This is a genomic window from Tolypothrix sp. VBCCA 56010, from assembly GCF_050875635.1.
GTDB lineage: Bacteria > Cyanobacteriota > Cyanobacteriia > Cyanobacteriales > Nostocaceae > Hassallia.
Genome location: NZ_JBPAOH010000049.1, coordinates 11,793 through 36,287 on the forward strand (window position 1 = coordinate 11,793; position 24,495 = coordinate 36,287).

The 24,495-nt window shown below is 42.6% G+C and carries 23 protein-coding genes; 19 read left to right on the top strand and 4 right to left on the bottom strand.

The genetic code is table 11. The annotated features are described in order from the left end of the window. Nucleotides 1-168: 168 nt before the first annotated feature. Complete coding sequence (locus AABK37_RS17985) at nucleotides 169-615, top strand: hypothetical protein (protein ID WP_432552914.1); 447 nt, start codon at nucleotides 169-171, stop codon at nucleotides 613-615. Here the strand turns inward: AABK37_RS17985 and AABK37_RS17990 are convergent, their stop codons facing one another. After that, nucleotides 616-2,199 carry a mechanosensitive ion channel family protein gene (locus tag AABK37_RS17990; RefSeq protein WP_432552939.1) on the bottom strand — a complete coding sequence of 528 codons (1,584 nt, stop codon included), beginning with the start codon at nucleotides 2,197-2,199 and terminating at the stop codon, nucleotides 616-618. A 244-nt stretch (nucleotides 2,200-2,443) separates the two neighbouring features. Between AABK37_RS17990 and AABK37_RS17995 the strand changes: the two genes are divergently transcribed. The 5 genes from AABK37_RS17995 (at nucleotide 2,444) to AABK37_RS18015 (ending at nucleotide 7,485) form a co-directional block, all read left to right on the top strand. Then, entirely contained in the window at nucleotides 2,444-2,590 is a 147-nt protein-coding gene (locus AABK37_RS17995) for a hypothetical protein (RefSeq protein WP_432552915.1), read from the top strand. Nucleotides 2,591-2,763: 173 nt separating this feature from the next. Beyond that, nucleotides 2,764-4,041: an adenosylhomocysteinase gene (gene ahcY, locus AABK37_RS18000; protein WP_432552916.1), complete on the top strand. Its 1,278-nt coding sequence runs from the start codon at nucleotides 2,764-2,766 to the stop codon at nucleotides 4,039-4,041. A 309-nt stretch (nucleotides 4,042-4,350) separates the two neighbouring features. Beyond that, complete coding sequence (locus AABK37_RS18005) at nucleotides 4,351-4,800, top strand: hypothetical protein (RefSeq protein ID WP_432552917.1); 450 nt, start codon at nucleotides 4,351-4,353, stop codon at nucleotides 4,798-4,800. A gap of 192 nt (nucleotides 4,801-4,992) precedes the next feature. Next, entirely contained in the window at nucleotides 4,993-7,098 is a 2,106-nt protein-coding gene (locus tag AABK37_RS18010; protein ID WP_432552918.1) for a caspase family protein, read from the top strand. Between the two features lie 174 nt (nucleotides 7,099-7,272). Next, entirely contained in the window at nucleotides 7,273-7,485 is a 213-nt protein-coding gene (locus tag AABK37_RS18015; protein ID WP_432552919.1) for a hypothetical protein, read from the top strand. A 59-nt stretch (nucleotides 7,486-7,544) separates the two neighbouring features. Here the strand turns inward: AABK37_RS18015 and aroF are convergent, their stop codons facing one another. Next, a complete protein-coding gene (gene aroF / locus AABK37_RS18020) occupies nucleotides 7,545-8,414 on the bottom strand; it encodes a 3-deoxy-7-phosphoheptulonate synthase (protein ID WP_432552920.1) in 870 nt (289 codons plus the stop codon). Nucleotides 8,415-9,026: 612 nt separating this feature from the next. Between aroF and AABK37_RS18025 the strand changes: the two genes are divergently transcribed. From AABK37_RS18025 to AABK37_RS18060, 8 genes are all read left to right on the top strand, one after another. Continuing rightward, nucleotides 9,027-9,569, top strand: a complete 543-nt coding sequence (locus tag AABK37_RS18025; RefSeq protein WP_432552940.1) for a hypothetical protein — start codon at nucleotides 9,027-9,029, stop codon at nucleotides 9,567-9,569. 307 nt (nucleotides 9,570-9,876) lie between these two features. Beyond that, nucleotides 9,877-10,524 (top strand): pentapeptide repeat-containing protein, encoded by a 648-nt coding sequence (locus AABK37_RS18030; protein WP_432552921.1) that lies wholly within the window; start codon nucleotides 9,877-9,879, stop codon nucleotides 10,522-10,524. Between the two features lie 191 nt (nucleotides 10,525-10,715). Beyond that, nucleotides 10,716-11,285 (top strand): GNAT family N-acetyltransferase, encoded by a 570-nt coding sequence (locus AABK37_RS18035; RefSeq protein WP_432552922.1) that lies wholly within the window; start codon nucleotides 10,716-10,718, stop codon nucleotides 11,283-11,285. Between the two features lie 464 nt (nucleotides 11,286-11,749). Next, nucleotides 11,750-11,905 carry a hypothetical protein gene (locus AABK37_RS18040; protein WP_432552923.1) on the top strand — a complete coding sequence of 52 codons (156 nt, stop codon included), beginning with the start codon at nucleotides 11,750-11,752 and terminating at the stop codon, nucleotides 11,903-11,905. A 14-nt stretch (nucleotides 11,906-11,919) separates the two neighbouring features. Continuing rightward, the gene (locus tag AABK37_RS18045) at nucleotides 11,920-12,405 is read left to right on the top strand and encodes a glutathione peroxidase (RefSeq protein ID WP_432552924.1); all 486 of its coding nucleotides are present in this window, start codon (nucleotides 11,920-11,922) and stop codon (nucleotides 12,403-12,405) included. A gap of 143 nt (nucleotides 12,406-12,548) precedes the next feature. After that, nucleotides 12,549-13,373 carry an SDR family oxidoreductase gene (locus tag AABK37_RS18050; RefSeq protein ID WP_432552941.1) on the top strand — a complete coding sequence of 275 codons (825 nt, stop codon included), beginning with the start codon at nucleotides 12,549-12,551 and terminating at the stop codon, nucleotides 13,371-13,373. A gap of 23 nt (nucleotides 13,374-13,396) precedes the next feature. Continuing rightward, a complete protein-coding gene (locus AABK37_RS18055) occupies nucleotides 13,397-14,329 on the top strand; it encodes an alpha/beta fold hydrolase (protein WP_432552925.1) in 933 nt (310 codons plus the stop codon). Nucleotides 14,330-14,448: 119 nt separating this feature from the next. After that, complete coding sequence (locus AABK37_RS18060; protein ID WP_432552926.1) at nucleotides 14,449-15,183, top strand: glutathione peroxidase; 735 nt, start codon at nucleotides 14,449-14,451, stop codon at nucleotides 15,181-15,183. A gap of 126 nt (nucleotides 15,184-15,309) precedes the next feature. On the opposite strand, the gene AABK37_RS18065 is transcribed toward AABK37_RS18060, so the two are convergent. Then, the gene (locus AABK37_RS18065) at nucleotides 15,310-17,025 is read right to left on the bottom strand and encodes a hybrid sensor histidine kinase/response regulator (protein WP_432552927.1); all 1,716 of its coding nucleotides are present in this window, start codon (nucleotides 17,023-17,025) and stop codon (nucleotides 15,310-15,312) included. Between the two features lie 249 nt (nucleotides 17,026-17,274). Further along, nucleotides 17,275-18,120, bottom strand: coding sequence for an FkbM family methyltransferase (locus AABK37_RS18070; RefSeq protein ID WP_432552928.1), 846 nt, complete (start codon nucleotides 18,118-18,120; stop codon nucleotides 17,275-17,277). Nucleotides 18,121-18,596: 476 nt separating this feature from the next. Here AABK37_RS18070 and AABK37_RS18075 point away from each other — a divergent pair, with 476 nt between their 5' ends. The 5 genes from AABK37_RS18075 to AABK37_RS18095 all read left to right on the top strand — a co-directional run bounded on the left by AABK37_RS18075 (nucleotide 18,597) and on the right by AABK37_RS18095 (nucleotide 24,466). Next, nucleotides 18,597-19,190 (top strand): TetR family transcriptional regulator C-terminal domain-containing protein, encoded by a 594-nt coding sequence (locus tag AABK37_RS18075; protein WP_432552929.1) that lies wholly within the window; start codon nucleotides 18,597-18,599, stop codon nucleotides 19,188-19,190. Nucleotides 19,191-19,368: 178 nt separating this feature from the next. Beyond that, nucleotides 19,369-20,124 carry a glutathione S-transferase family protein gene (locus AABK37_RS18080; RefSeq protein WP_432552930.1) on the top strand — a complete coding sequence of 252 codons (756 nt, stop codon included), beginning with the start codon at nucleotides 19,369-19,371 and terminating at the stop codon, nucleotides 20,122-20,124. A 993-nt stretch (nucleotides 20,125-21,117) separates the two neighbouring features. Then, a complete protein-coding gene (locus AABK37_RS18085) occupies nucleotides 21,118-23,415 on the top strand; it encodes a molybdopterin oxidoreductase family protein (protein ID WP_432552931.1) in 2,298 nt (765 codons plus the stop codon). A 1-nt stretch (nucleotide 23,416) separates the two neighbouring features. Further along, nucleotides 23,417-23,872 carry a hypothetical protein gene (locus tag AABK37_RS18090; RefSeq protein ID WP_432552932.1) on the top strand — a complete coding sequence of 152 codons (456 nt, stop codon included), beginning with the start codon at nucleotides 23,417-23,419 and terminating at the stop codon, nucleotides 23,870-23,872. 9 nt (nucleotides 23,873-23,881) lie between these two features. Beyond that, nucleotides 23,882-24,466: an HPP family protein gene (locus AABK37_RS18095; RefSeq protein WP_432552933.1), complete on the top strand. Its 585-nt coding sequence runs from the start codon at nucleotides 23,882-23,884 to the stop codon at nucleotides 24,464-24,466. Nucleotides 24,467-24,495: the final 29 nt, after the last annotated feature.

Below are 24,495 nucleotides of genomic sequence, written 5' to 3' on the forward strand. Positions count from 1 at the left end.
AAACAGTGAGTTTCCTCTCTGAAGCTGCGTTTATTGGGGAATACTGTTTAGAGGATTCAAAAACAACATGATTCAGCAACTAGCTGAAGATAGTTGTTTTTACTGATTGAATAAGTAAAAAGATAGATATATGTATATCTATCTTTTGGCGGATGAGGTTTATTTAGCATGATTTCCCCTTGGCAAAGTCCACTTCCTCTGGAAGAACACAAAACGAGACGTGTCGTTGTCTACTTTTACAGCGACAGATTAAGCTTATGGATTCCGATAGTGTTTTTCCAGTTGATAGAGGCGCTAGAACTTCACCGCAAAGGACTTTTCAAAGGGGTAGAATTTTTCATTTTCCCACCTGATTTAGATCCTTGCAACTGGGGAGAGGGGGAGAGGGGGGAGCACAGGGGGAGATGGGGAGAGTTCTTGAGAGGGGGGGATGGGGAGCTACATCTTCCCTATTACTCATTACCCATTACCCATTCGCAATTACCCATTACCCATGACGCCAGATGCTTCAAGTCGGCAGAGCCGACGGCAGATGCTCCACTTGGGGAAACCCCAAGACCGCACTGCCTCCCCAACGCACTGGCTCCCCCATGCCCAATGCCCAATGCCCAATAACTAATTCACCTTGTCATCAAACTGAGATTTCAATAATTGAGCATCATTGACCCAAATCGCTTGTTGAGGTAGAGGAATAGAAACTCCCGCTTGGTCGAAGGCGATTTTCAAACGACGGCGAAATTCTCGCGCTACATCCCATTGCTTGAGGGGCTGTGTTTTAATCCATACACGAATTATCAAACCGCGATCGCCAAAATTATCTACACCCAAAACTTTCGGCGTTTCGACAATTTGCTCTTGCCATAGCGGATCTCGATCCATCTTGAAGGCAATATCTTCAATTAATTCCAAAGCCTTGTCAATATTGGTTTGATAGCTAACCGGGATATTTAAGTCTGCACGTGACCACCGACTAGAAAGATTGGCAACAATTTTAATTTCGCTATTGGGAATTGTAATTAAGCGTCCTTCTGCATCGCGTACCTGAGTCATCCGCAGATTTAGATTTTCTACTAAACCGCCAACTTCCCCCACATTAATCACATCGCCTAAAGCGTACTGGTCTTCCAGGATAATCAGAAAGCCGTTAATTGCGTCTTTAATTAAACTTTGCGAGGCAAGGGACAGTGCCACACCAACTAAGCTGGCACCAGCAAGCAAGGGAATAACATCTATTCCCAATATGGTCAGAGTAAATAAAGTACCAACTACGAGCAAAGCAAAGGTAGCAATACTTTTAGTTACACCAGAAATCGTAGAAACTCGTAACTGTAGCCGTTCCGTAGTTTCCGGAGTTAGTAAAGTACTGCTGTTGATTAAAGCAGAGGCGAAGCGGTCAGTTAAAGCATAGGTAAGACGCACTGCCACATAAGTTAACAGTAGCACAATACCTACTTGCAAAGGAATTTTCGCAGCTCTGAGAATTGCGATTTGCAGCGATCGCGTGTAGGGAAATAGACCAAGGATGAAAAAACTGCCCCCTCCCCAAATTATTGCTTGCGCTAGCTGAAACAGTCGCCGCTTTGCTTCTTGAATATGTCGATTTTGCTGTCGATTCAGCTGTACCGTAATCGGTTTGGTCGCAGGTGAAGTTGGGGGAGTTGGCTGTACTGAATTTCTAGATCGACATTGCCACCTATACATCCCCCAACTGATGACAATCATCCCCAGTACGGCTGCACCAGCAATTTTACCTTGGTAAATTAAAAACTCAGTTTTTCGCTCTTGTTTCGCCTGTGGTAATTTTTGCAGCAACAGCTGCTTAAGTTCTTCAGCCAAACTTTCCGGGTCTTGTTGTCTGATGTTGGCATCCTCTTGTGTTACCGTCATCAGATAATTGCCATTGACGCGAATAATCGGTGAACCGTTTGCAGCGTGGTCAATTTGCACCTTAAGCTTCGCATCAGGCGTTTGAAAGTAGTTTTGGCTAATTGTATCTAAAGCTTGTTGGATATTTTCTAAACGCTGTGGAAGATTTGCTCTTGTATCCGCTATTTGAAATAAACGCCGACCATCCAAATAAACTGAGTCATTGACAATTGTTTTTTCTGTGTCAGAAATTCCTAGTTCGGGTGATTGCAGATCGGGTAAAAACGGTATCTGCGCCGTAGCTTTTGGCACATCATAATTAGTGACAACCATAAAGGTGGCGATCGCCCCAACTGCAATCCAAATTAACTTTTGAAGGCGGTTATATCGTAGAATTCGCATGGCGTAACCTGGCATAGCCAAAAATTTATAGCGCACGCTCAACACCTCCTTAAGCTAAACCTACAGCCATCGTGCAAAATCAGTCTGGGTAAATGTACCTGTCTAAAGTTTCATTTTGACAAATCTTTATAATCTAAAGACTTATTTTTTGCATTTTTCATCTGCCCTAAGACAGATGACACAGAAAATGTGGGCATGGGGCATTGGGCATTGGGCAATGGGAATTAAAGACGCTTTTTCTGATGCGCGTTCTAATACAATTCTTTCCATGCCCCATGCCCAATGCCCCATGCCCAATTCCCAATGCCCCAATCAAACATAAAGTTAAGGCAAAGAAAAACTAAATAAAGTTGACATTATTCCCGGCAAACGTCAAGCTAGTGCAAAGAAGCCTTGATTAGTTGCTTAAAATTAACTAAGCATAGCTAATCATGGAATACTCTATTAAAGTACGTAGAGTATTACGTACCTTTTTACATTTTTGAGGAAATTTTGATGACCGCAACTTCTCCCCGATTAAAGCACGAGGTTAAAGACCTCGCCCTAGCTCCCTTGGGAAGACAGCGCATAGAATGGGCTGGACGCGAAATGCCAGTATTGCGGCAAATTCGCGATCGCTTCGCCCAAGAGAAACCCTTTGCAGGGATTCGCCTTTCAGCTTGCTGCCACGTAACAACAGAAACAGCGCATTTAGCGATCGCTCTCAAAGCGGGTGGTGCAGATGCCCTGCTAATTGCTAGCAATCCCCTCTCAACACAAGATGACGTAGCCGCGTGTCTCGTCGCCGATTACGACATTCCCGTGTTTGCCATCAAAGGTGAAGATAACGACACTTATCACCGCCACGTCCAAATAGCCTTAGATCACCGTCCCAACATCATTATTGATGATGGTTCTGATGTAGTTGCAACTTTAATTCAACAACGTCCGCATCAAATCGCCGATTTGATTGGCACCACCGAAGAAACCACAACCGGAATCGTGCGCTTGCGTGCCATGTTCCGAGACGGTGTGCTAACATTCCCGGCGATGAACGTCAACGATGCTGACACCAAGCATTTCTTTGACAACCGCTACGGTACAGGTCAATCAACTTTAGACGGTATTATCCGCGCTACCAACGTTCTGCTTGCTGGTAAAAACATTGTCGTAGTTGGTTACGGCTGGTGTGGCAAAGGAACCGCACTCCGCGCACGCGGACTCGGTGCAAACGTAATTGTCACCGAAATTGACCCCATCAGAGCAATTGAAGCCGTAATGGATGGTTTCCGCGTCCTACCAATGGCGGAAGCTGCACCCGTTGGCGATTTGTTTATCACAGTCACCGGCAACAAACACGTCATTCGCGGCGAACATTTCGACGTCATGAAAGATGGCGCAATTGTTTGTAACTCCGGTCACTTCGATTTGGAAATTGACCTGAAAACCTTGGGTCAAAAAGCAACGGAAGTTAAAAATGTCCGTCCTTTCACCCAAGAATATCGCCTCAACAGCGGTAAATCAATTGTCGTTCTCGGTGAAGGACGCTTAATCAACCTCGCTGCTGCGGAAGGACACCCCAGTGCAGTGATGGATATGAGTTTTGCTAACCAAGCTTTAGCTGCCGAATATTTAGTAAAAAATAAAGGTAAGCTGCAAGCTGGTTTACACTCAATTCCTACCGAAGTAGATCAAAACATTGCCTTGCTGAAATTGCAAGCGATGGGAATTGAAATTGATACTCTAACCCCAGATCAACATGAGTACATCAACTCTTGGACTTCTGGAACTTGATAGAGACGTTCCAGTGAAACGTCTCTACTGGATAGGCTAAATATATTATTTTTGGGATAGGTAATTTACCTATCCTTTTTTAATATTCATAATGAGGGATTGAGCGCTGAAGCGCTCACTACGAATGTTATATCCGTATATTTGCAGAACAAATATAAAAAGTCGATAAACCAGTGTTTTTATATTGACGATAAAAGAATAATTATGCCAAGTTGTAGAAGTTTCTGAAAGTAAAGCAAATCAACTTTATTACAGAACTTTCGATTAATTGGCATGAGTTTATATCAATAAAAACCGGGGTTTTGAATTATGAAAATCAAAAAAGTCCTAGGAATATTTTTGCTATCCAATATAGCGATCGCTAGTTTTTTATCTGCCAATCCAGCAATGGCAGCAAGTGTTAGCGTAAATCATCAATCGACCTCTTCAATCTTGCTAGCTGACATTAAAACCAAATACCTCAAAGATGCTGACGAAAATCTCGACTCTGCTTTAGAAGCAATGAACAATGCGGCTGAGGCTGAAAGCGATGCAGATGCAGTGCAGTATTTCGATACAGCTATGGAACATTTAAAAAATGCCGCCACTGCTTTGAAAAAAGGAGGAATGCTTGATAATGCAAAAAAAATAGAAAATGCCATACAAGCTTTAAATGATGCTGTTGAAACTGATTCAGAAAAACAACAAGATAAACTGATTGAAATCGCAATAGATTCTTTGAATCAAGTAGATGAGGCTCTTAAGGCAGTTTTGAATTAAAACTTAAAAGTGATAAATCAGGATTTAGCATCACTCATAATTTATAAATATTCAACATCCAGGGGCAGGCTTGAGCTTCATATCCCCGACTTCTTTAAGAAGTCGGGGATATTGTCTTTCACACGATTTAATTCCGTAATTCGGAAAACAAGCTTGTATGAATTTAAAGGTGTAACGTATGAGAAAGCAAACATGACCGAACAAACAACTCAAATACCCAACTTATACGCTTTATTGATTGGTATTGACTACTATCTACCAGGTCTATTACCGGATGGAAGTTCATATGCCAGCCTTGGAGGATGTGTACGCGATGTTAAACGGGTAGAAGATTACCTCAAGAAGACGCAGAAGCCAAAGCAAATTTTTAAGCTGACATCTTCTAATACCGGTGCTACGGAACCACCCGAACCTAAAGAGCAATTGCCTACTTACGAAAATATCGTTGTCAAGTTTCAGGCAATTACTGAGATAGCGCAAAAAGACGACCAAGTTTATATTCATTATTCTGGTCATGGGGGGCGTGCAAAGACAATCTATCCAGAATTAAAGGGTGAGGGACAACCTGATGAAGCGCTTGTACCGATGGATATTGCCAAAACAAACGAACGCTATCTCCGAGACGTTGAAATTGCAACACTCCTGAAAAAGATGGTGAATAAGGGGTTAGTTGTCACAGTGGTGTTTGATAGCTGTCACTCTGGAGGTACTACACGAGGGGATACGGCAATTCGAGGACTGGAAGGAGAACCAGACACGACATCACGACCTACAGACAGCTTAGTGGCATCGCGTGAAGAATTAATTAATAACTGGCTTGAACTTACACAGGGAACAGCTCGCAAAGCTAATGCAGGTGATTGGCTTCCAGAATCGCGAGATTATGTTTTGTTAGCAGCTTGTCGCCCTTCGGAGTATGCTTATGAGTCTGTGTTCAATGGTAAGGAGAGTAATGGAGCGCTTACTTACTGGATGTTAGATACTTTAGCTAATCCAAGTCCAGACTTGACGTATAAGTTACTTTACGATCGCGTTTACGCCAAAGTCCAAAGTCAATTTCAAACCCAAACACCGATGCTATTTGGCGAGGGTGAACGTCAAGTTTTTGGCAGAAGTTACGCAAATGTACATTATACAGTAAATGTTCTCAACGTAGATACTGCTAGAAATCGAGTGCAATTAGATGCAGGTAGCGCTCAGGGACTCGGTGAAGGAGCAAGATTTGCCATTTATGCACCAGGTACAACAGATTTTAGCGAGAAAAATAAGCCGTTAGCGATCGCCCAAGTTACAGCAGATATTACTCCCGGTGACGCTTGGGCTGCGATTGACCCAGATTCGCTGCGTGGAGATATTGAGCAAGCATCTCCGGCAATTATGTTATCAGCTGCGATCGCACTTGTGCGACGAGTTCGTCTGTTTGAGAAGCAAGACAATAGCACAAATTTACCAAAAAATCAAGTGCTACCGTCAGAATTGCTGAAAATTCAAACCACAGCACTGACAGCAGTCAAAGCTGCAATTCCCAAATCTGGCAAAGGTTGGGTAGAGTTAGCAAATGAAGGTGAACACTATCAAGTAGCGATTAATGCTTCGGGCGAGTATGAAATATGCGATCGCAACGGTACGCCATTTCCCAATTTACGACCAGCGCTGTTAGCAAGCGATGCGGATGCGGCGGAAAACGTAGTTAAGCGCTTAGTTCATCTGACTAAATATCAGGCTGCACAAGAACTAGAAAATCTTTCCGTTTTAACCAACAAGCTGCTAGTTCAGTTAACTGACAAAAACAAAAAGCCATTAGCTGACCCTACAAAGCAAACATTGCAAACTGGAGAAAATACATTTTTATATATCAAGAATGAGTCTAACCAAGATTTGAATGTTGTCGTCATGGATCTTCAGTCAGATTGGGCTATTTCTCAACTTGACATCTTAGAAGATGGGGCACCTTTTGCTACTTTTAACCCGAAGCAAGAAGAATTGATTCCTTTAAGATTCAAACTGGCAGAGGGGTATAAAGAAGGTAAAGACATCTTAAAGGTATTTGCGACAGTTGGATCTGCTAAGTTTCGCTGGCTAGAATTACCGTCTTTGGACAAACCGATTAAAGCCAAAAAAGCAGCATTTGACGAATACGACGAAAACACACCAAGAAGTGGCGATCCGCTTGACAAACTTTTGTCAGCTATTAGTGCCGATCCTGATGAAGTACCTCCTACCCGTGAAGCACAAGTTATGGCTTCAAATCGAGGCTGGACAACAAAAACAGTGACAATCACTGTGAAAGCGAATTAATCCCAAATCGCCCGCAGGCACCGAAGCCTGGGAGCAACGCGGGCACACAAACAAAGCCTGCCGACCCAGGCTACAACATATTAAGTCCGCGTAGGCGGACTTTGTTCGTTTAGCCGCGACTTTAGTCGTCCGGTACTAAACGATTGAACAACAATTGATTGAGAAAACAAAACTATGACCGAACAAACAAACCCAATTTCAGACTTAGAATTTCGTCAGGCTTATGTTGTAAGTTCAGAGTATGAACCCGTGAATCAGGGACGCTCTATTATTGTGACAATTGGCATCGACAAATATGAGCAATGGTCTCAGCTTCGTAATGCAGTAAATGATGCTGTCGGTATTCAACATAGTATGACGAAAAACTCGCTTTCTGTGGATAAGTAAAGATGCGATCGCTCTCCCCTAGAAACCCGGTTTCTTTAAGAAACCGGGTTTCTGAAGATTCAAGCCGCACAAAAAATAGGGGCAGGCTTGAAACCTACCCCTACTTCTGGTATAATCCGCCCAACTGCGGCGGCTACGAGTCTTAAGCTATCTACCAAATCCACCATGTCTTCTAAAGACAGCGCTTGACGGGCATCAGAAACGGATTTTTCCGGTTCTGGGTGACATTCGATAATTAACCCATCTGCGCCACAAGCTACCGCAGCCTTCGCCACAGGTGCTACTAATTCGCGTTTGCCTACGGCGTGGGAAGGATCGACAATTACGGGTAAGTGAGTAATTTGCTTGAGAGCCGCTACTGCGCCTAAATCCAAGACGTTGCGGGTGTAATCATCAAAGCTGCGAATACCTCTTTCGCACAGTACCACATTTGGGTTGCCGTGACTTAAAATATATTCGGCTGCCATAACGAATTCTTCAATTGTCGCGGCTAAACCACGTTTGAGGAGTATTGGCTTACCCGCTTGTCCTAAAGCTTTGAGTAAATCGAAGTTTTGCATGTTGCGGCTACCAACTTGCAGCATATCAGCATGGGTGGCGATCGCTTCAATTTGCGAGATTGACATAACTTCGGTGACAACTGGGATATTGTAGCGCGATCGCACTGCGGCTAAAATTTCCAGTCCTTCTTCTCCCATTCCCTGAAAAGCGTAGGGTGACGTTCGCGGCTTGTAGACACCGCCACGTAAAGCTTGTACGGGCGCAGCAGAAAGCTTTTCGGCGACTGTTTCCATTTGCTCTAAGCTTTCCACCGTGCAAGGTCCGCCGATAATCACCAGTTCTTTGCCGCCAAAAGCGACTTTTTCGGAGACTTTGACGATTGTTTGGTGCTGAGGATGAGATTGTGAAGCAAGTTTGGCATTAATCACTCTTTAGATTCTCCTTACAATAAAAAAGCCCAGAACTTTTAAGTTCCGGGCGCGTTCGATACATCAGCATGACGCTATTCACCCGGTGCTTGCCCCGCGCCAAAAGTAAAAACCATAAAACCAGCTACCGAAATGAGTCATCACGCTGAAAATCTCCTAAAAAAACAAAAACCGCAGAGTTCGCTCTGCGGTTCACCGGGCTGTTTCCACTGGGAAACTTGACTCACCCCCGGTGAACCACCCTAAACCAAAAATAAAAGTAGGAATTACTGCTTAACATTTGCGCGGTGCTTTGTTGTGAAATTTCATGTAAAACTACATTAACAAAGAACTTATCACAGCGCTTCTAACCTTGTCAAGGCTCCCACCAGACCAAAAAAGAGTTAGAAGTTAGGTAGAGACGTTCCACACTCCCACGTCTGTACAAAAGTTAGGAGGCGCAAAGTTATGAGTTAGGAGGAGCGGAGTTATAAGTTGTAAATTATAAATTATAAATTATGATTGCGACTCCCCACTCCCCCACTCCCCCACTCCCCCACTCCTCCACTCCCCCACTCCCCCACTCCCCCACTCCCCCACTCCCCACTCCCCACTCCCACCTTAAGTTTGATTATGCCTAGTTCCAAAATATTAGCCGTGCCTTTAAATTATCAAGGAGTTTACCCTTGCCCAGTCTGTCGTGTTGGTAAGATTCGCGACATGCATTTAATGGAGGCTATGTCTTGTGACTTCTGTCATGAGATTTTTACCGTCAATCTAGAACAACAGCAACTGAAGATGCCTTCTCGTCAACCACCGCTGACTTGGCGGTGGAATGGCTTTAATTGGACAGAAACTCAGTTGGAAGGTGTGGAATTGGGTTGGGGTTATGCCCTAGGTGCCGTTGCTTTTGTGCTTTTTCCGACTATTATCATCGGCATAGTCGCTTACAATTTTCCTTTAGATCCACATGCTCCGATTACTTGGTTGCCTTCTATCTGGACTTGCTTAACCTTTTTGCTGCATTTCTCAATTATTGTTTGGCTGTTGATTGAGATTTATCAGGTTCCTCTTGGTGCGTATTGGAGAGGTATCGTCCGATGGAGAGAAGTCCGAGCGACGCTTACCAGCGCTCGGAACTTCCAAAGAAATAGCGTTATCAGAAACGGGGAATAGGAAATAAGGAATAGAAAATGGGAAATAACCCTCTGTTTGTACCAGTCGCTAGTATTATTTCTTATGCATTAAAGAAAATTATGTCACTGCGTCAGGTAGCATACAAGTATGTTTTGTTGGGCAGAAAACTCCTGCCGCTTGCGTGAGATATCAAGAAGCGTCAAGTTGCTAAAAATCTCACGGATGGCGGTAAAAAATGGCGGAATATACCGTTATCTACCCAACAAAACATAAATTTGCGCTCAAATTAAGCAAATAAAGGGTTGCATCACTTCACTATTAACTTGATTTTCCATCAAAACGTCTTATGAGCGAGCTGGAGCGGTACTATAGAGTATTGGAATTAGAACCCGGAGCAACACTGGAGGAAGTAAACCAAGCTTACAAAGATTTGGTTTTTGTGTGGCATCCCGATCGCATTCCCTTAGATAATCTCCGCTTGCAACAAAAAGCACAAGATAAGCTGAAAGCAATTAATGAAGCTCGTGATAAATTGCGCTCTTTTAAGGCAAAGTATCAAGTTTCACAAACTTCATCACCTTCTCAACCAAAAAAGTCTTCCGAACCAACTCAGCAACCACCAAAGAAAAGCTCAGACTTGAGTGGCAAAGACTATAGTCGGGCAAATTTGAGCAACAAAGATTTATCTGGCAGAAACCTGAGTTACTCTAACTTGAATGGTGCTAATCTCAGCGATACTTTTATGCACAAAGTTAATCTTAGAGGTGCCAATTTGTCGGAGGCAAATTTGTTTCGAGCAAATTTACTTTTAGCCGATCTTCGAGAAGCTAATTTGCGGAATGCGAACTTGATTGGAGCGGATCTCAGTGGAGCAGATTTACGGGGAGCCGACTTTACAGGAGCAAGAATTCGCTCTGGCGATCGCCTGCTTGTAAAACTAATTGGTGCTAATTTGACTGGCGCAATTATGCCTGATGGCACAATTCATGCCTAATCAATTTAAATAGTTTAATTTATGCTATCACCAATTACGTATTTTCCCTAATTACGAAGTTAGATTTATTGAAAATTAGCAATAACAACTTGTTTTCTCTCGTTTAAATTCGAGCTATGAAACTTTCTTTGAATGTACTGATTAATTAACTACCAACACTTGATTGTAACGGGTTTATATAACTCATAAAAATGAACACAGATTTTTTATTGACCTCTTTCCCAAAGCTAGAGACAGAACGTCTTTTTCTACGTCAAGAAACCTCAAAGGATGCTGAAGCCGTCTTTGCTGTGTTTTCTGACCCAAAAGTAACTCAATTTCATGATCTTGATACCTTCACTCTTATCGAGGAGGCATTTGGTGTCATTGAGCGACGGACTAAACGATTTGAAATGGGACGTGGAATACGATGGGGAATTACGCACAAGCAAGACAATATCTTAATTGGTTCCTGTGGCTTTACATGGAATCAACAAGCAATCGGTGCTGATGTGGGTTATGAACTTGCCAGCACCTATTGGAGACAAGGCATTATGACGGAGGCATTGCAAACTATTCTCCAATTCGCGTTTGATGAGATGCGCTTGCGCTGTGTTACTGCCGAAGTCATGTTGGATAATATTGCTTCTAAGAAACTATTGTCCAAGTTGGGCTTTCAGAGTCGGGGTGTGCTGAAACAGCATGGATTTTGGAAGGGGCAATATCATGACTTGGAGCAATTTCTACTAACTGATTTTGAGAATAATTATCATTATTGTTAAGATTTATATCTTGGCAGCCCCTTTTTTTTATCGGTTTATATCTTTGTCTTTTTCCAGAAATAAATTATAGGAGCTTGTTTCAATTTATTTTTTCATTTTTTATCCTTCTTTTGTCACCAGACCAAGGCGAACATCCTTTTTTTAGTCATCACCAGACAAGGCTTATAATAAAATTGGGCGATCGCTAAGATTACAGACAACGGTTTTAGAATTTCCAGAAAATCAAGCAAAGATATTTGAAATTTTTTCACCACCAAACCTACCATAATTGGTACAGGTTTAGGGTTATCGATTAGTTACCAAATTATAGTAGAAAAACACGGCGCTATTTTTAAGCATAGCAAATCTGATATTGGCACATAGTATAACAAAAGCGATCGCCTTCTTCATGACCGCACAAATCTCTAAGCACGACATCTGCGGAAATTCCTTACTAGCTATTAGTCACAGTTTCTAGTTTTGCCATGTCTACGCTAGTATATCCAGAGGTTTACATCGCCTTAGTTGTTTTCTTAAACCAATATGCCTTAGGACATAAAAAGCGATTATTTTCATTCTCTGATGTAAGTTATATTGTCATTCATGACCTGCAATATGGGAAACTTGGCAATATTCCCTAAAAATCAAATTTAACATGAGCAGCACAATTTCTGATATTACAGTCAAAACCATCAACGGCGAGGAAAAGCGACTAAATGAGTACGCTGGTAAGGTACTCCTGATTGTCAATGTCGCTTCTATGTGCGGTTATACCCCCCAATATGAGGGACTGGAAAAATTGAACCAAATGTATCGAGATGCGGGGTTACGTATCCTCGCGTTCCCCTGTAATGATTTTGGTGAGCAGGAACCAGGAAGCAATGAAGAAATTGTCCAATTCTGCACAAGCAACTATGGCGTTACTTTTGAGTTATTTGATAAAGTTCATGCTAAAGGTTCGCAGCAGCACCCACTTTATGCGCGACTCACTAATGCTGTAGAACCAACCGGACCGATTTCTTGGAATTTTGAAAAATTTTTAGTCAACAAGCTTGGTGAGGTAGTAGCTCGATTTAAAAGTAGTGTAAAGCCATATTCACCAGATTTAATTGCCACACTAGAAGGAGAATTAGCAAAATAATTGGGTAGTGGGTAATGGGTAGTGGGTAATGGGTAGGAGTACTTTTTTACAACGCTCCAACTCACAACTGACAACGCTCCACCTAACAACCAACAACTAACAACTAACAACTAACAACTAACAAAATTTCTACCTAAAGTATGATGAATATTACAATCATTGGTTGTGGTTATGTAGGTTATGCGATCGCTCGATATTGGCAACAAAATTCATCTTTTATTGTCACTGCCACTACAACTACTCAGTCGCGTGTTCCAGCACTTCAATCAGTAGCCCAAAAGGTTGTAGTAGTCTCAGGAAATGACTCAGAAGCTCTACAATCGGTATTGCAAAATCAAGAGGTTGTACTGTTGAGTATTGGCGCAAAAAGTGCCAATGTCTACGAAGAAACTTATCTCCACACCGCCAGAAATTTAGTTTCCGCCTTGCGGCAGATTTCTAGTGTACGTCATCTGATATATACAGGAAGTTATGCAGTTTACGGTGACAGAAACGGTGCTTGGGTTTCGGAAGAAACACCTGTTGCACCTGCTAATTCCAATGGAGAAATTCTCAGTCAAACTGAGGATGTGCTGCTATCAGCAGAAAGCGAAAATCTCCGGGTTTGTATTTTACGATTGGGAGGAATTTATGGACCAGATAGGGAATTGGTGAAAATATTTGGTCGAGCTGCTGGTACAACCCGTCCCGGCGATGGTAATGATGTAACTAATTGGATTCACCTTGATGATATCGTTGGTGCGATCGAGTTTGTCCGTCAACACAACTTACAAGGTATTTATAACTTGGTTGATGACGCACATCTTAAAAGTCGAGAATTGCTTGACAATTTGTTTGCAAAACACAATTTACCTTCAGTTCAATGGGATTCTTCAAGAGACAGTAATCGTCCGTATAATGCGAAAGTGTCGAATCAAAAGATAAAAGATGCCGGATATCAATTGATTCATCCACAAATGATTTTTTAGTAGATATTCAATTAAGGTTGGGTATGCAACAATTATCTTCAACAACAGCATCTCCCACCCAATTTTACACTTGGGAGAATTACCGCTGCGCTTATGAAATTCATCAGCCAATTAATGCAACGCCAGAAGGTATTCCCCTGCTTTTAATTCATCCTATTGGTGTTGGGTTATCGCGGCAATTTTGGCAGCGATTTTGCCGCGAATGGTATAATTCAGATCATCGCAATATAATTTACAATCCTGATTTACTCGGATGCGGTGAAAGTGATAAACCTCATGTGGCTTATACTCCGAGTGATTGGGCGAAACAGTTGCAACACTTTTTACAAACAGTGGTGCAAAAACCTGTAATTTTAGTGGTGCAAGGTGCTTTATTTCCTGTTGCTATAGAATTGGTTAAAACAGAAGTAAATTTAATTGCTGGACTTGTGCTTTCTGGTCCTCCAGCTTGGGCTGTAATTACGAAACAATCACCTCAATGGCAGCAAAAATTAACTTGGAATTTGTTAGATTCACCTTTTGGTAATCTATTTTATCGCTATGCGCGACGTAAAGAGTTTTTACGTTCTTTCTCAATTCGCCAACTTTTTGCTAAGAGCGATGCTGTCGATGAAGAATGGTTAAATACTTTAATTGCAGGTGCAGAAAATACCCAAACTCGTTATGCGGTGTTTTCTTTTTTAGCTGGATTTTGGCGACAAGATTATAGTCAGGCGATCGCTTCCATCAAACAACCAACTTTGGTAGTTGTCGGCGAAACTGCTTCTAGCATCAGCCAAGCAGGTAAAAATGAATCACCACAAGAACGCTTGGCTGACTATCTCGCTAGTTTACCTCAAGGTAAAGGAATTAAAATGACTGGACGAAATGTCCCACCATATGAGTCTACCGCTGAATTTGTTGAGGCGATCGCCCCATTTATCGATGAAGTTTCTCAAAGCGTGAAAATATCTTAATTTCATTGAATTTCCTTTTTTAACCTAGTTTTTTGCAAAACTGGGTTTTTAGCACGCTTGACATGTCATAATCATTATGAGTACGCTTAATCTGAACTGCTATTCAAGGAGCCAAATTCATGTTGTCTAATCGCGAAGGACAAAAAGTACCACAAGTTACCTTCCGTACTCGTGTGAACAACGAGTGGGTGAATGTTACCACCGATGATTTATTTGCTAATAAGACAGTGGTTGTCTTTTCGTTACCAGGTGCTTTTACACCGACTTGTTCATCTACGCATTTACCTGGTTACAACGAGTTAGCTAAAGTATTTAAAGAAAACGGCGTGGATGACATTATCTGTATTTCCGTCAATGATGCCTTTGTGATGAACGAATGGGCAAAGTATCAAGAATCAAATAATGTGACTGTAATTCCCGATGGCAACGGTGAATTCACTGAAGGCATGGGAATGTTAGTAGATAAAGCAGATTTAGGTTTTGGTAAGCGATCGTGGCGCTATTCGATGCTAGTGAAGAATGGCGTGGTGGAAAAGATGTTTATTGAGCCAGACGAACCAGGAGATCCGTTTAAAGTGTCGGATGCAGAGACAATGCTCAATTACATCAACCCCGAAGCTGCAAAGCCCAAAGCTGTCTCTCTGTTTACAAAAGTGGGTTGTCCTTTCTGCGCTCGTGCTAAGGATATGCTGAAGCAGAATGATATTGATTACGAAGAAATCGTTTTAGGTAAAGATGCTTCCACACGCTCTTTAAAAGCGGTTACAGGTGCAACAACAGTTCCCCAAGTATTTATTGATGGTAAGTTAATTGGCGGTTCTGAGGCATTAGAAGCTTACTTTACTGTTAAATAAGTCCCTACTTTTCTAGTAGTCTGGCAATCAAAGTCTGCACTCTTTGCGATCGCCAGATCCCCGACAATTTTTACGAAGTCGGGGATCTCATAGTCTTTCAAAAGTTGGCTTGGTAGACTTCTCTACTTACTTTTTGTCAGTTAGTTGGGCAATAACTGCAACTAATTCTGCTGGCTCAATTGGCTTGGGGACATGCATTTGAAAACCAGCTGCAAGTGCTTGTTTTTGGTCATGTTCCCCTACGTAAGCTGTCAGGGCGATCGCCGGAATTTTTCGTTGTTGCTCGCTTGTGCTAGACCTAATTTGACGCATTAAAGTATAGCCATCAACTTGGGGCATCCCAATATCGATTACTAGTATATTTGGCTTTGATTGTGCTAGTGCTGAAAGCGCTTCTTGACCTGATGCGACTGCAATTACATCAGCGTTATACTGTTCGAGTGCGAAGGCAACAAACGATCGCGTCCCGTCATCGTCTTCTACTACCAATACTTTTATTCCGCTCAAATCTAAAGATGGTACAGAAGGTTCAAGCTCTGAGTTCGTCTTTTGGGAAGTCGTCATTAGGGGTAATCTAACAGTAAAAGTTGCCCCTCCTCCAATACCAGGACTTTCTGCGGCGATCGTTCCTCCATGCGCTTCGACTATTTGCCGAGAAATCGCCAATCCCAGCCCCAAACCGCCAAATTTGCGCGTGATTGAGCTATCTTCCTGCCGGAAACGGTCAAAGACAAATGGTAAAAAGTCTGTATCAATACCTTGTCCTGTGTCTTTGACTACGATTTGAGCATAGCGATTGACTCGTTCTAGTTCTATAGTAATGCAACCCCCCTCGCTGGTGAATTTGATGGCATTTGAAAGCAAGTTCCAGAACACTTGTTGCAGTCTGCCTGCATCCCCCATTACTTGTCCCACCGTTACGTCAAGCATCGTCTTAATATGAATTGACTTTGCCTCAGCTGCTAAATGAACCGTTTCTAAAGCAGCAGCGATCGGTGCAACTAATGTGACTTCAGTTAAATTAAGTGTTAATTTCCCCCGGATTATCCGCGAGACATCGAGCAGATCGTCCACCAATTTCGCTTGACGTTTGGCATGTTCTTCAATTGTTACCAGTGCTTCTTGAAGCTTCTTTTCCGGTAGCTTTTTTGTTTGCAGCAGCTTTGACCAACCAAGAATTGGGGTGAGAGGAGTTCTCAATTCGTGGGAAAGCATTGCTAAGAATTGATCTTTGATGCGATTTGCCGCTTCTGCTTCCGAACGAATAGCTTGCTCTTGCTCGAGGAGGCGATCGCGTTCTTGCTCCATCAGTTTGCGAGCGGTAATATCTCGTTGAATCGCTACAAAATGCGTGATTGTTTCGTTGATATTACGAATTGGGGTAATATGCCATTCGATATAAAAATGTTTGCCGTCTTTGCGATAGTTGATTGCCTCTGCGTGAAAAGGTTCTCCGTCAGACAGATGTTGACGCAGATCGTCTAAAATGGCACGATCTGTTTTTGGACCTTGCAGCAAACGTGGAGATTTGCCCAGCACTTCCTCAATTTTGTAACCAGTCATCTGGCTAAAAGCTGGATTGACAAAGACTATTTTTGGATGCGGTGGATCGAGTAAGGCAGTGGTAATGATAATCGAATCTTTCGATTGCTGCACCGCAGACAGCAAAAGTCGGATGCTTTCTTCTGTTACCTGCAATTCTCTTAAAGTATTAGTCAATCTCTCAAGGTCTTGAGTAAACTGACTTTGTTGCTGTAACGGTAATTGGCTGGCATTAAGTTGTAGTTCAGCCATCCGTTTCTGCAAGTCTTGAATCTGCTTAACAAACTCGTCTCCGTTCACTTGGTCTTTTCCGAGGCGATCGCTTCAAATTATATTGTGCATTATCAAATTGATAAAAAAAATTTACATTTCGAGAGATTTTTATCACGCACTTTACTAATATAGCGGGAAAAATGCTGCTAAATCAAGCTTGTTTTTTGGCAATTATCTACCTTAAGGTAGTTTCTTACGGGCGATCGCATCAAAAGTTGCTTCGATTCGTTTCTATTTTACTGCTCTTACTTTCCTCGGAAAGATTTCTCCCTTAGCTTAGTTATTATCTATCAACTTGAAAAATGCTTGGTGTAGTCTATTAGGAACTAAAAATATCATTTTCGGACGAAAGTTTTTTGGTTGTTCTGTTATCTGTACAAATTTTGCCTTTGTATGTCTGAAAGATTTCTCTTTAGGTTTCACAAAGGCAAAAATTAGATAATTTAATGACTGTAAATATTTAAATAAACGTTTATCCGGAAAAACTTCGGATAAAATTAACGGCTGATCTCGTGTAATTAAATTTATCGCTCCCAGCAACACATCAAAGTCAGCACCTTCAACATCAGTTTTGATTGCTGTCACCTTTAATTGAGGATTAACGAGCGCAAAGTTATCAAGTGTATTAACTTTAACGTTTACACAACCAACAGTTTCAAAAGTTTTTTTCAGGTGGCTAAACTCAGGTAATCCAGCGATATTAAATTGCATTTCTCCAACTTCTGAGTAAACCGCTTCTTGAACAATAATAATATTGTCAACTTGTAAAGCATTTTTTTGTAAAGCATCAATACTTCTGGGATCTGGTTCAAAAGCGTAAACGCTACGACAATAAGGAGCAACAAGTAAAGAATAGTAGCCAATATTCGCACCGACATCTAAGAAAGTTTTATCTTCTTCTAAATGCTTAATTAAATATTCTTCGCTTCCCCAATCAACAAATCCATTATTTAAAAAAACTTCTGTACCAAAGCGACTATCTCGCGGAAGTTGCATGACAATTTGATTCTTCAGTTTGATGGTATTATCAATTTTTAAAATTCGCTTGCAAATTTGTCTGATTGGATATCTAAAGAAAAATTTATAATAACCAACTTCCCGAGCAAGACGCCAATCTAACATAAGCTGACAAGTTCTTTGATTGTTTCTCTCATAACTATAACAATCCTAAATAATAGCGTGAAAATTTCTCTCTTTTCTTTCCTCCGTGTCCTTTGTGTCCCACCGTTCGCGTAAAGCCCTTGCGGGCACACTTCGTGAACGCCAAGCGTCTCGTAGAGAAGCGTCTCCGCGATTGAGAAGGTTTGAGCGGAGGTTTCCTCCGCTCAAACTTCTCTGTGCGGTTAGTTAACTCAAGTCTTTTTCAATGAATGCAGATAGGACTGTTATATATTAGCCCTTAGCAATCTGACGGTGTAAAGACGTTGTTAAGACTTACGCAAAAAACCTGCCAGTTCCTTAATTTACGAGTGCGATAATTCATGAATTATCGCTACCTACGATATGTTTTGTGCGTTGTATTGCGACATCGTGACGGTTCTTGACTTAAAGCTTTCATCCTGGTAAAGTTAAAAAGACCAATCGGTCGGATATATTTCATGTCTAAAGGCGAAGAAACCAAAGAAAAAATTCTCGCGTCAGCAGCGGAACTGTTTAATCAGCAAGGGTATGCTGGTTCGTCGATTTCTGACATCATGCGGGTGACAGGATTGCAGAAAGGGGGAATTTACAACCACTTCAAAAGCAAAGATGAACTAGCGTTATTGGCTTTTGATTATGCGATCGCTCAAATCAAACAGCATTATCGAGTTGCATTGCGAAGCAAACGCCATGCAATCGAACGCTTGCAAGCAATTATTCATGTATTTCGCAGCAATATAGATAATCCTATCATCAAAGGAGGATGTCCGCTACTGAATACTGCGGTTGAGAGTGATGATACTCATCCTCAGTTGCGCGATCGCACTCAACAAGCGATGAATTCTTGGCGGGATATGATTTGCCTAATTATCCAAAAAGGTATTGAAAGAAAACAAATTCGCTCAGATGTTGATGCTGATGAAGTTGCAACTATCATTATTTCCACACTTGAAGGAGCTGTAATGATGACCAAGTTATACCAAGATTCGATTCACATGGAAAGAGTCATCAAGCATTTGAATAATTACATTGAAACATACTTGCAGATATAAATAACCTGCGATTTTATTCTACCTAAATTTTGTTGAATATTTGTAGAGACGTAAAGCGCGTAACGTCATTGCTAGAGACGTTCCACTGGAACGTCTCTACCAGGAATCATGAATTTAATATCTAATGTTGTTATTTTTGACAAACCGATTGTCCTGAAACCCTAAATCCCAAAATAAAATGCAACAAAAACCTTTCCGTCTGATTACAATTTCCGTGAGTCATTATTGCGAAAAAGCACGTTGGGCATTGACAAAACTAAAACTTCCTTACGTCGAAGAAGCGCACATGCCGCCATTTTATCGACTTGCAACTAATCGTGTTGGCGGAAAATCTACTCCGGTTTTAATAACGGAATCCGGCATTTTTACTGACTCAACTGATATTTTACAATATCTAGATAAAATTGTCCCGGACAACGCCAAACTTTACCCTACTGATACCGAATTGCGGCAAAAAGTAGAAGAACTAGAAGATTTATTTGATGAACAACTAGGACCAGCTACACGTCGTTGGGGTTACTTTTATACGATAAATGATTCCCAGTTTCTCAAAAAAAGATGGACTCAAGGCGTTCCTTTTTTTGAAGAGGCATTATTTCCTATCGTTTATCCTTTAATGCGTCCGGTTGTTCGCAAAGCATTTAATATTAATTCCGAGTCTGCGGCACAAGCTTATGAACAAATTAACAGCGTTTTTCAGAAAGTAAATGAGTTGTTAGCAGATGGACGTAGTTATTTAGTTGGAGAGAACTTTTCCGCCGCAGATATCACTTTTGCCGCGCTTGCTGCACCCGTGATATCGCCACCAGAACACCCGATAAAGCCGCGTCCATTGCAAGAGTTACCCGATTCGTTTGCGTCAAAAATTAGCGCTTTTAGAGAAACTCCAGCTGGTGCTTATGTGTTGCGTTTGTATCGCGATAGAAACAGTTAATTTTCTCACTTTAAATTGGAGGAATTCATGATGCTGAAGTTTTATTATAATCGGCGATCGCCTATGGCGAACCTTGATATGTGATACACTAATAATACACATCAACAGTGTGGGTGCTTAATATATATATCACCGCATCAATGTGACACTAGCGAGTGAAACCTTGAAACAACTCTACGGAGTATGCTTTGGCAAGCGATCGCAGTCGTTTCATCCATGAAGCAATTCAACATTACATTAACGAAATTCACCAAACAAAAGCTGCGAGAACAATTGCAATTCGGGTCTATTCGCAATCTCTGAACGCGATCGCGTTCTTAGCTTTATACTGGGAGCGTAATTGAGGAAGAACCCAGGCAGCAAAGCGAAAGCTAGCCCTTCCTTAACGGGGAGAAGTTTATCTAGTACAGTGTGGCGGAAATAAAGCTACCATCCCAAATCACTGAAAAGCTTACGCTGTATTCATTTTGAATGAGCGAATGCTGTTACATGACAGGCGATCGCTTTGATTCGCGGAAAATCACTCAAACGATCAATTCTGATTCTTTCGTTCACACATTAACCAAGGTTTCTGTCAAGACTGATTTTTGCATACTGTGCGCCGTTATTTTTAGGAATTCCCTTTATTGAAAGTGAGGGTGCAACTTCATCGAGAATTGGTATAAACCCTAATTTGTATTTTAAAAAACATCATATTTTAATATTTATTCAATCTGAAGATAGAGAAGTTTCAACTTGAAAACCGCTAAAGTTTTGACCTAGTACAATAGTTTTTTGGGCTATAAAAATCTTTTTTATTTAGCGAATTAATAGCTTTTCTTGTTTAAGAGAATAGAATTGTGGAGATTTTTCAACTTGTTATATCACGTACTTCTTGATTTTTTTAAGATTTCACTTACAAACAGAAATCCCCAACAATTCATTTGCTATAACATCCCTATAAAAGCAACAACAGATTCCATCTACTCTAAACAATCGTGATAAAAATTAATTATGCGCCAGACTCGCGATAGTATTGCTGACATTTGGGGAGAACGCACTCCCTACATTGATAACTGGTCTGTACGAGTTGATGAGCGCACTCTAGAAGAACCAGACTCTTGGATACAATCAGCCTGCGTCCTCTGCTCAAATGGCTGCGGTATGGATATCGGTGTCAAGGATGGTCGAATCGTTGGCGTTCGTGGTCGCGCAGTCGATGCGGTAAACCAAGGTCGGCTTGGTCCCAAGGGGCTGCATGGATGGGAGGCAAACAACAGCCCAGACCGTTTGACAGAGCCGCTGATTCGTCGTAGCGGCAAGCTAGAACCAGCAAGCTGGGACGAAGCAATGGGTTTGATTGTAGGGCGTTCCAAAGAGATTATTGACCAACACACAAGCCTTGGAATTGGCTTTTACACCACCGGACAACTGTTTATTGAGGAGTATTACACCCTCGGTGTCATCGGCAAAGCCGGACTGGGTACACCTCACATGGACGGCAATACCCGTCTTTGTACAGCGACAGCTGGGGCAGCACTCAAGGAGTCCTTCGGTTCTGATGGGCAAGTTGGCGGATACCACGACATTGATACTACAGAGGCAATTTTGCACATTGGGCATAACATTGCTTCGCAGCAAACTGTCATGTGGATGCGGATTTTAGACCGGCGACGGGGTCCCAATCCCCCCAAGCTGGTTGTAATTGACCCCCGTCGCACCTTTACTGCTAGTGAAGCAGATGTGCATTTAGCACCGCAAGTGGGCACGAATGTCCCGGTAATGAATGGTTTGCTGAATTTGATTATTGAAGCAGGACAAATCAACCGCGAGTTCATCGACAAGCACACAATTGGCTTTGAAAAACTCAAGCAGACAGTCTCGTGCTGGACTCCAGAACGGGTGGAACAAGTCGCTAAAGTACCTGCACAGGAATTGCGAAAAGCAGCAGAAATTTTGGGAACGGCAAAAACGCTTGTATCGACAGTACTGCAAGGGGTGTATCAGTCAATGCAAGCGACAGCAGCAGCCGTGCAGGTGAATAATCTCCATATAATTCGGGGTTTGATTGGACAAGATGGGTGTGGCATTCTGCAAATGAACGGACAGCCAACGGCGCAGAATACCCGTGAATGTGGTGCTGATGGCGACTTACCTGGTTTCCGTAACTGGGCAAATCCCGACCATATAGCAGAATTGGCGCGTCTGTGGAATGTCGATGTGGATGTTATTCCGCACTGGAGTCCACCCACCCACGCAATGCAGATTTTCCGTTATTGCGAGACGGGTTCAATCAAACTCCTTTGGATTCAAGCTACGAACCCCGCTGTTTCGATGCCAGATCTCTCCCGGATTCGCAGTATTCTGGGTAAGGATGACTTGTTTGTGATTGTTCAGGATGCCTTTTTAACAGAAACTACCGAGTACGCGGATGTGGTTTTACCTGCGGCGATTTGGGGTGAGAAAACTGGATGTTACACCAACGCCGGACGCACGGTACATATTTCCCACAAAGCAGTCGAACCCCCTGGTGAAGCGCGTTCCGACTTTGATATCTTCCTCGATTATGCACGGCGCATGGACTTTCGCGACAAGGATGGCGCACCCTTAATTAAATGGAGTGACCCAGAAGGTGCGTTTGAAGCTTGGAAGAAGTGTACTCGCGATCGCCCTTGCGATTATACAGGTTTGAGTTACGCCAAACTTACAGGTGGTTCTGGTATCCAATGGCCCTGCAACGAAAAATTTCCCGACGGTGTGAATAACCTTTATACCGACAACATCTTCGCGACTGCTGCTGATTACTGCGAAACCTACGGACAGGATTTTGATACAGGTGCAGGTGTTTCGGAACAAGAATATCGAGCAAATGACCCCAAGGGTCGCGCCTTGATTAAACCCGCCGATTACTTGCCCCCGCACGAGCAACCGGATGATGAATATCCCTTTTGGCTGACAACCGGACGGCTGGTGTATCACTTCCACACACGCACAAAGACGGGGCGGTCGAAGAATTTATACAACGCTGCTCCCGATGCGTTTGTGCAGATTTCGCAAGAGGATGCGGATAAGTACGGTATTGCTGATGGCGATTTTGTCGCAGTTGAATCGCGTCGAGGCAAGGTGATAGAACCTGCAAAGGTAGGTGATATCAAACAGGGGACACTATTTATTCCCTTCCATTACGGTTACTGGGATGACCCAGGGCGTAGCCGTGCTGCTAACGAATTAACTATCACTGAGTGGGACCCCGTAAGTAAACAACCCCACTTTAAATACGCGGCTGTTCGTATCCGGAAAGTGGAGGGTTGAAATGCACGTTGGAAATTATTTGGGATTGGTTCATCACAGCGAGCAACAATTAAGTAATGCATTGATGATGGTTGCCTCACATCACGGTGATGAACCTGATATCACCCAAACTTGTAAACTTCTTGCCTCCTGGTCGCGTGCTAATATTGAGTCACTCAAACCGCTGATTGAGCGTTACGCCGAAGAAAAAAGCGACGAACCCGAACGCCTTACCCAAGTGTTGTTTAAGGAACCTCGTACAGGTAGTCTTGCCCTCTTGCGGAATTTACACGACCTGTGGCTATTAGCAAACGAAGTGCAACTGTGCTGGATGGTGCTGCTGCAAGCGGCGAAGGCACTACGCGACAAAGAACTAGAAGCAACTTGTGTTTCTTGTAGCGGTCAAACCAAACGACAAGTTGCTTGGTTAATGTCTCGTATCCAGCAAGCTGCGCCGCAAACGTTAGTTGTAGCGTAGGTTCATAGCATGACTAGGCAACAGCAAAGTCCTCAGAACGCCACTTCACCAATCCGACCAAATCCAGTTCCTGATTATATCTGGGCACCTTTTGCCTCCGGTGGACTGATGCTGTTAGTGGGATTGCTAGGACTAGCGGTACATCAACCTTTGATTTTTCCCAGTCTCGGACCCACAGCATTTCTCCAAGCAGAACAGCCAGACCAGCCAAGCGCCAAGTTCTACAACGTTGTTGTCGGGCATTTGTTGGGGCTTTTTGCGGGATTGTTAGCAGTAAAATTGCTGGGAGCCGATAATGCGCCGAGTGTGTTGGGAACTGCACAACTTGCCCCTGTGCGTGTATGGGCAGCAGTTTTAGCAGGGATGTTGAATATGTTGACAGGTTTGCTACTTCATGCATCCCATCCTCCAGCAGCTGCCACAACGCTACTCGTCGCATTAGGCGGCTTCAAACCAACTATAGACAGTATTGTAACAATTATGACTGGTGTTTTCATTGTGGCAGTGGTAGGTGAAGCGTTGCGTCAGATTCGCCTGCGTCAACTGCGAAACTTTGCGCGTGGTTCCCAAATTGATACACACAAGGAACTATGATTACGAAATTAATTGAGAAGAAGTCAGAA

Bases quoted from the DNA above. Each gene is read 5' to 3' on its own strand.
- AABK37_RS17995 (WP_432552915.1), top strand. From the start codon at position 2,444: ATGACACAGAAAATGTGGGCATGGGGCATTGGGCATTGGGCAATGGGA.
- ahcY (WP_432552916.1), top strand. From the start codon at position 2,764: ATGACCGCAACTTCTCCCCGATTAAAGCACGAGGTTAAAGACCTCGCC.
- AABK37_RS18010 (WP_432552918.1), top strand. From the start codon at position 4,993: ATGACCGAACAAACAACTCAAATACCCAACTTATACGCTTTATTGATT.
- AABK37_RS18090 (WP_432552932.1), top strand. From the start codon at position 23,417: ATGCACGTTGGAAATTATTTGGGATTGGTTCATCACAGCGAGCAACAA.
- AABK37_RS18085 (WP_432552931.1), top strand. From the start codon at position 21,118: ATGCGCCAGACTCGCGATAGTATTGCTGACATTTGGGGAGAACGCACT.
- AABK37_RS18080 (WP_432552930.1), top strand. From the start codon at position 19,369: ATGCAACAAAAACCTTTCCGTCTGATTACAATTTCCGTGAGTCATTAT.
- AABK37_RS18055 (WP_432552925.1), top strand. From the start codon at position 13,397: ATGCAACAATTATCTTCAACAACAGCATCTCCCACCCAATTTTACACT.
- AABK37_RS18075 (WP_432552929.1), top strand. From the start codon at position 18,597: ATGTCTAAAGGCGAAGAAACCAAAGAAAAAATTCTCGCGTCAGCAGCG.
- AABK37_RS18035 (WP_432552922.1), top strand. From the start codon at position 10,716: ATGAACACAGATTTTTTATTGACCTCTTTCCCAAAGCTAGAGACAGAA.
- AABK37_RS18025 (WP_432552940.1), top strand. From the start codon at position 9,027: ATGCCTAGTTCCAAAATATTAGCCGTGCCTTTAAATTATCAAGGAGTT.
- AABK37_RS18095 (WP_432552933.1), top strand. From the start codon at position 23,882: ATGACTAGGCAACAGCAAAGTCCTCAGAACGCCACTTCACCAATCCGA.
- AABK37_RS18045 (WP_432552924.1), top strand. From the start codon at position 11,920: ATGAGCAGCACAATTTCTGATATTACAGTCAAAACCATCAACGGCGAG.
- AABK37_RS17990 (WP_432552939.1), bottom strand. From the start codon at position 2,199: ATGGTTGTCACTAATTATGATGTGCCAAAAGCTACGGCGCAGATACCG.
- AABK37_RS17985 (WP_432552914.1), top strand. From the start codon at position 169: ATGATTTCCCCTTGGCAAAGTCCACTTCCTCTGGAAGAACACAAAACG.
- AABK37_RS18030 (WP_432552921.1), top strand. From the start codon at position 9,877: ATGAGCGAGCTGGAGCGGTACTATAGAGTATTGGAATTAGAACCCGGA.
- AABK37_RS18015 (WP_432552919.1), top strand. From the start codon at position 7,273: ATGACCGAACAAACAAACCCAATTTCAGACTTAGAATTTCGTCAGGCT.
- AABK37_RS18060 (WP_432552926.1), top strand. From the start codon at position 14,449: ATGTTGTCTAATCGCGAAGGACAAAAAGTACCACAAGTTACCTTCCGT.
- AABK37_RS18005 (WP_432552917.1), top strand. From the start codon at position 4,351: ATGAAAATCAAAAAAGTCCTAGGAATATTTTTGCTATCCAATATAGCG.
- AABK37_RS18050 (WP_432552941.1), top strand. From the start codon at position 12,549: ATGAATATTACAATCATTGGTTGTGGTTATGTAGGTTATGCGATCGCT.
- AABK37_RS18070 (WP_432552928.1), bottom strand. From the start codon at position 18,120: ATGTTAGATTGGCGTCTTGCTCGGGAAGTTGGTTATTATAAATTTTTC.
- AABK37_RS18040 (WP_432552923.1), top strand. From the start codon at position 11,750: ATGTCTACGCTAGTATATCCAGAGGTTTACATCGCCTTAGTTGTTTTC.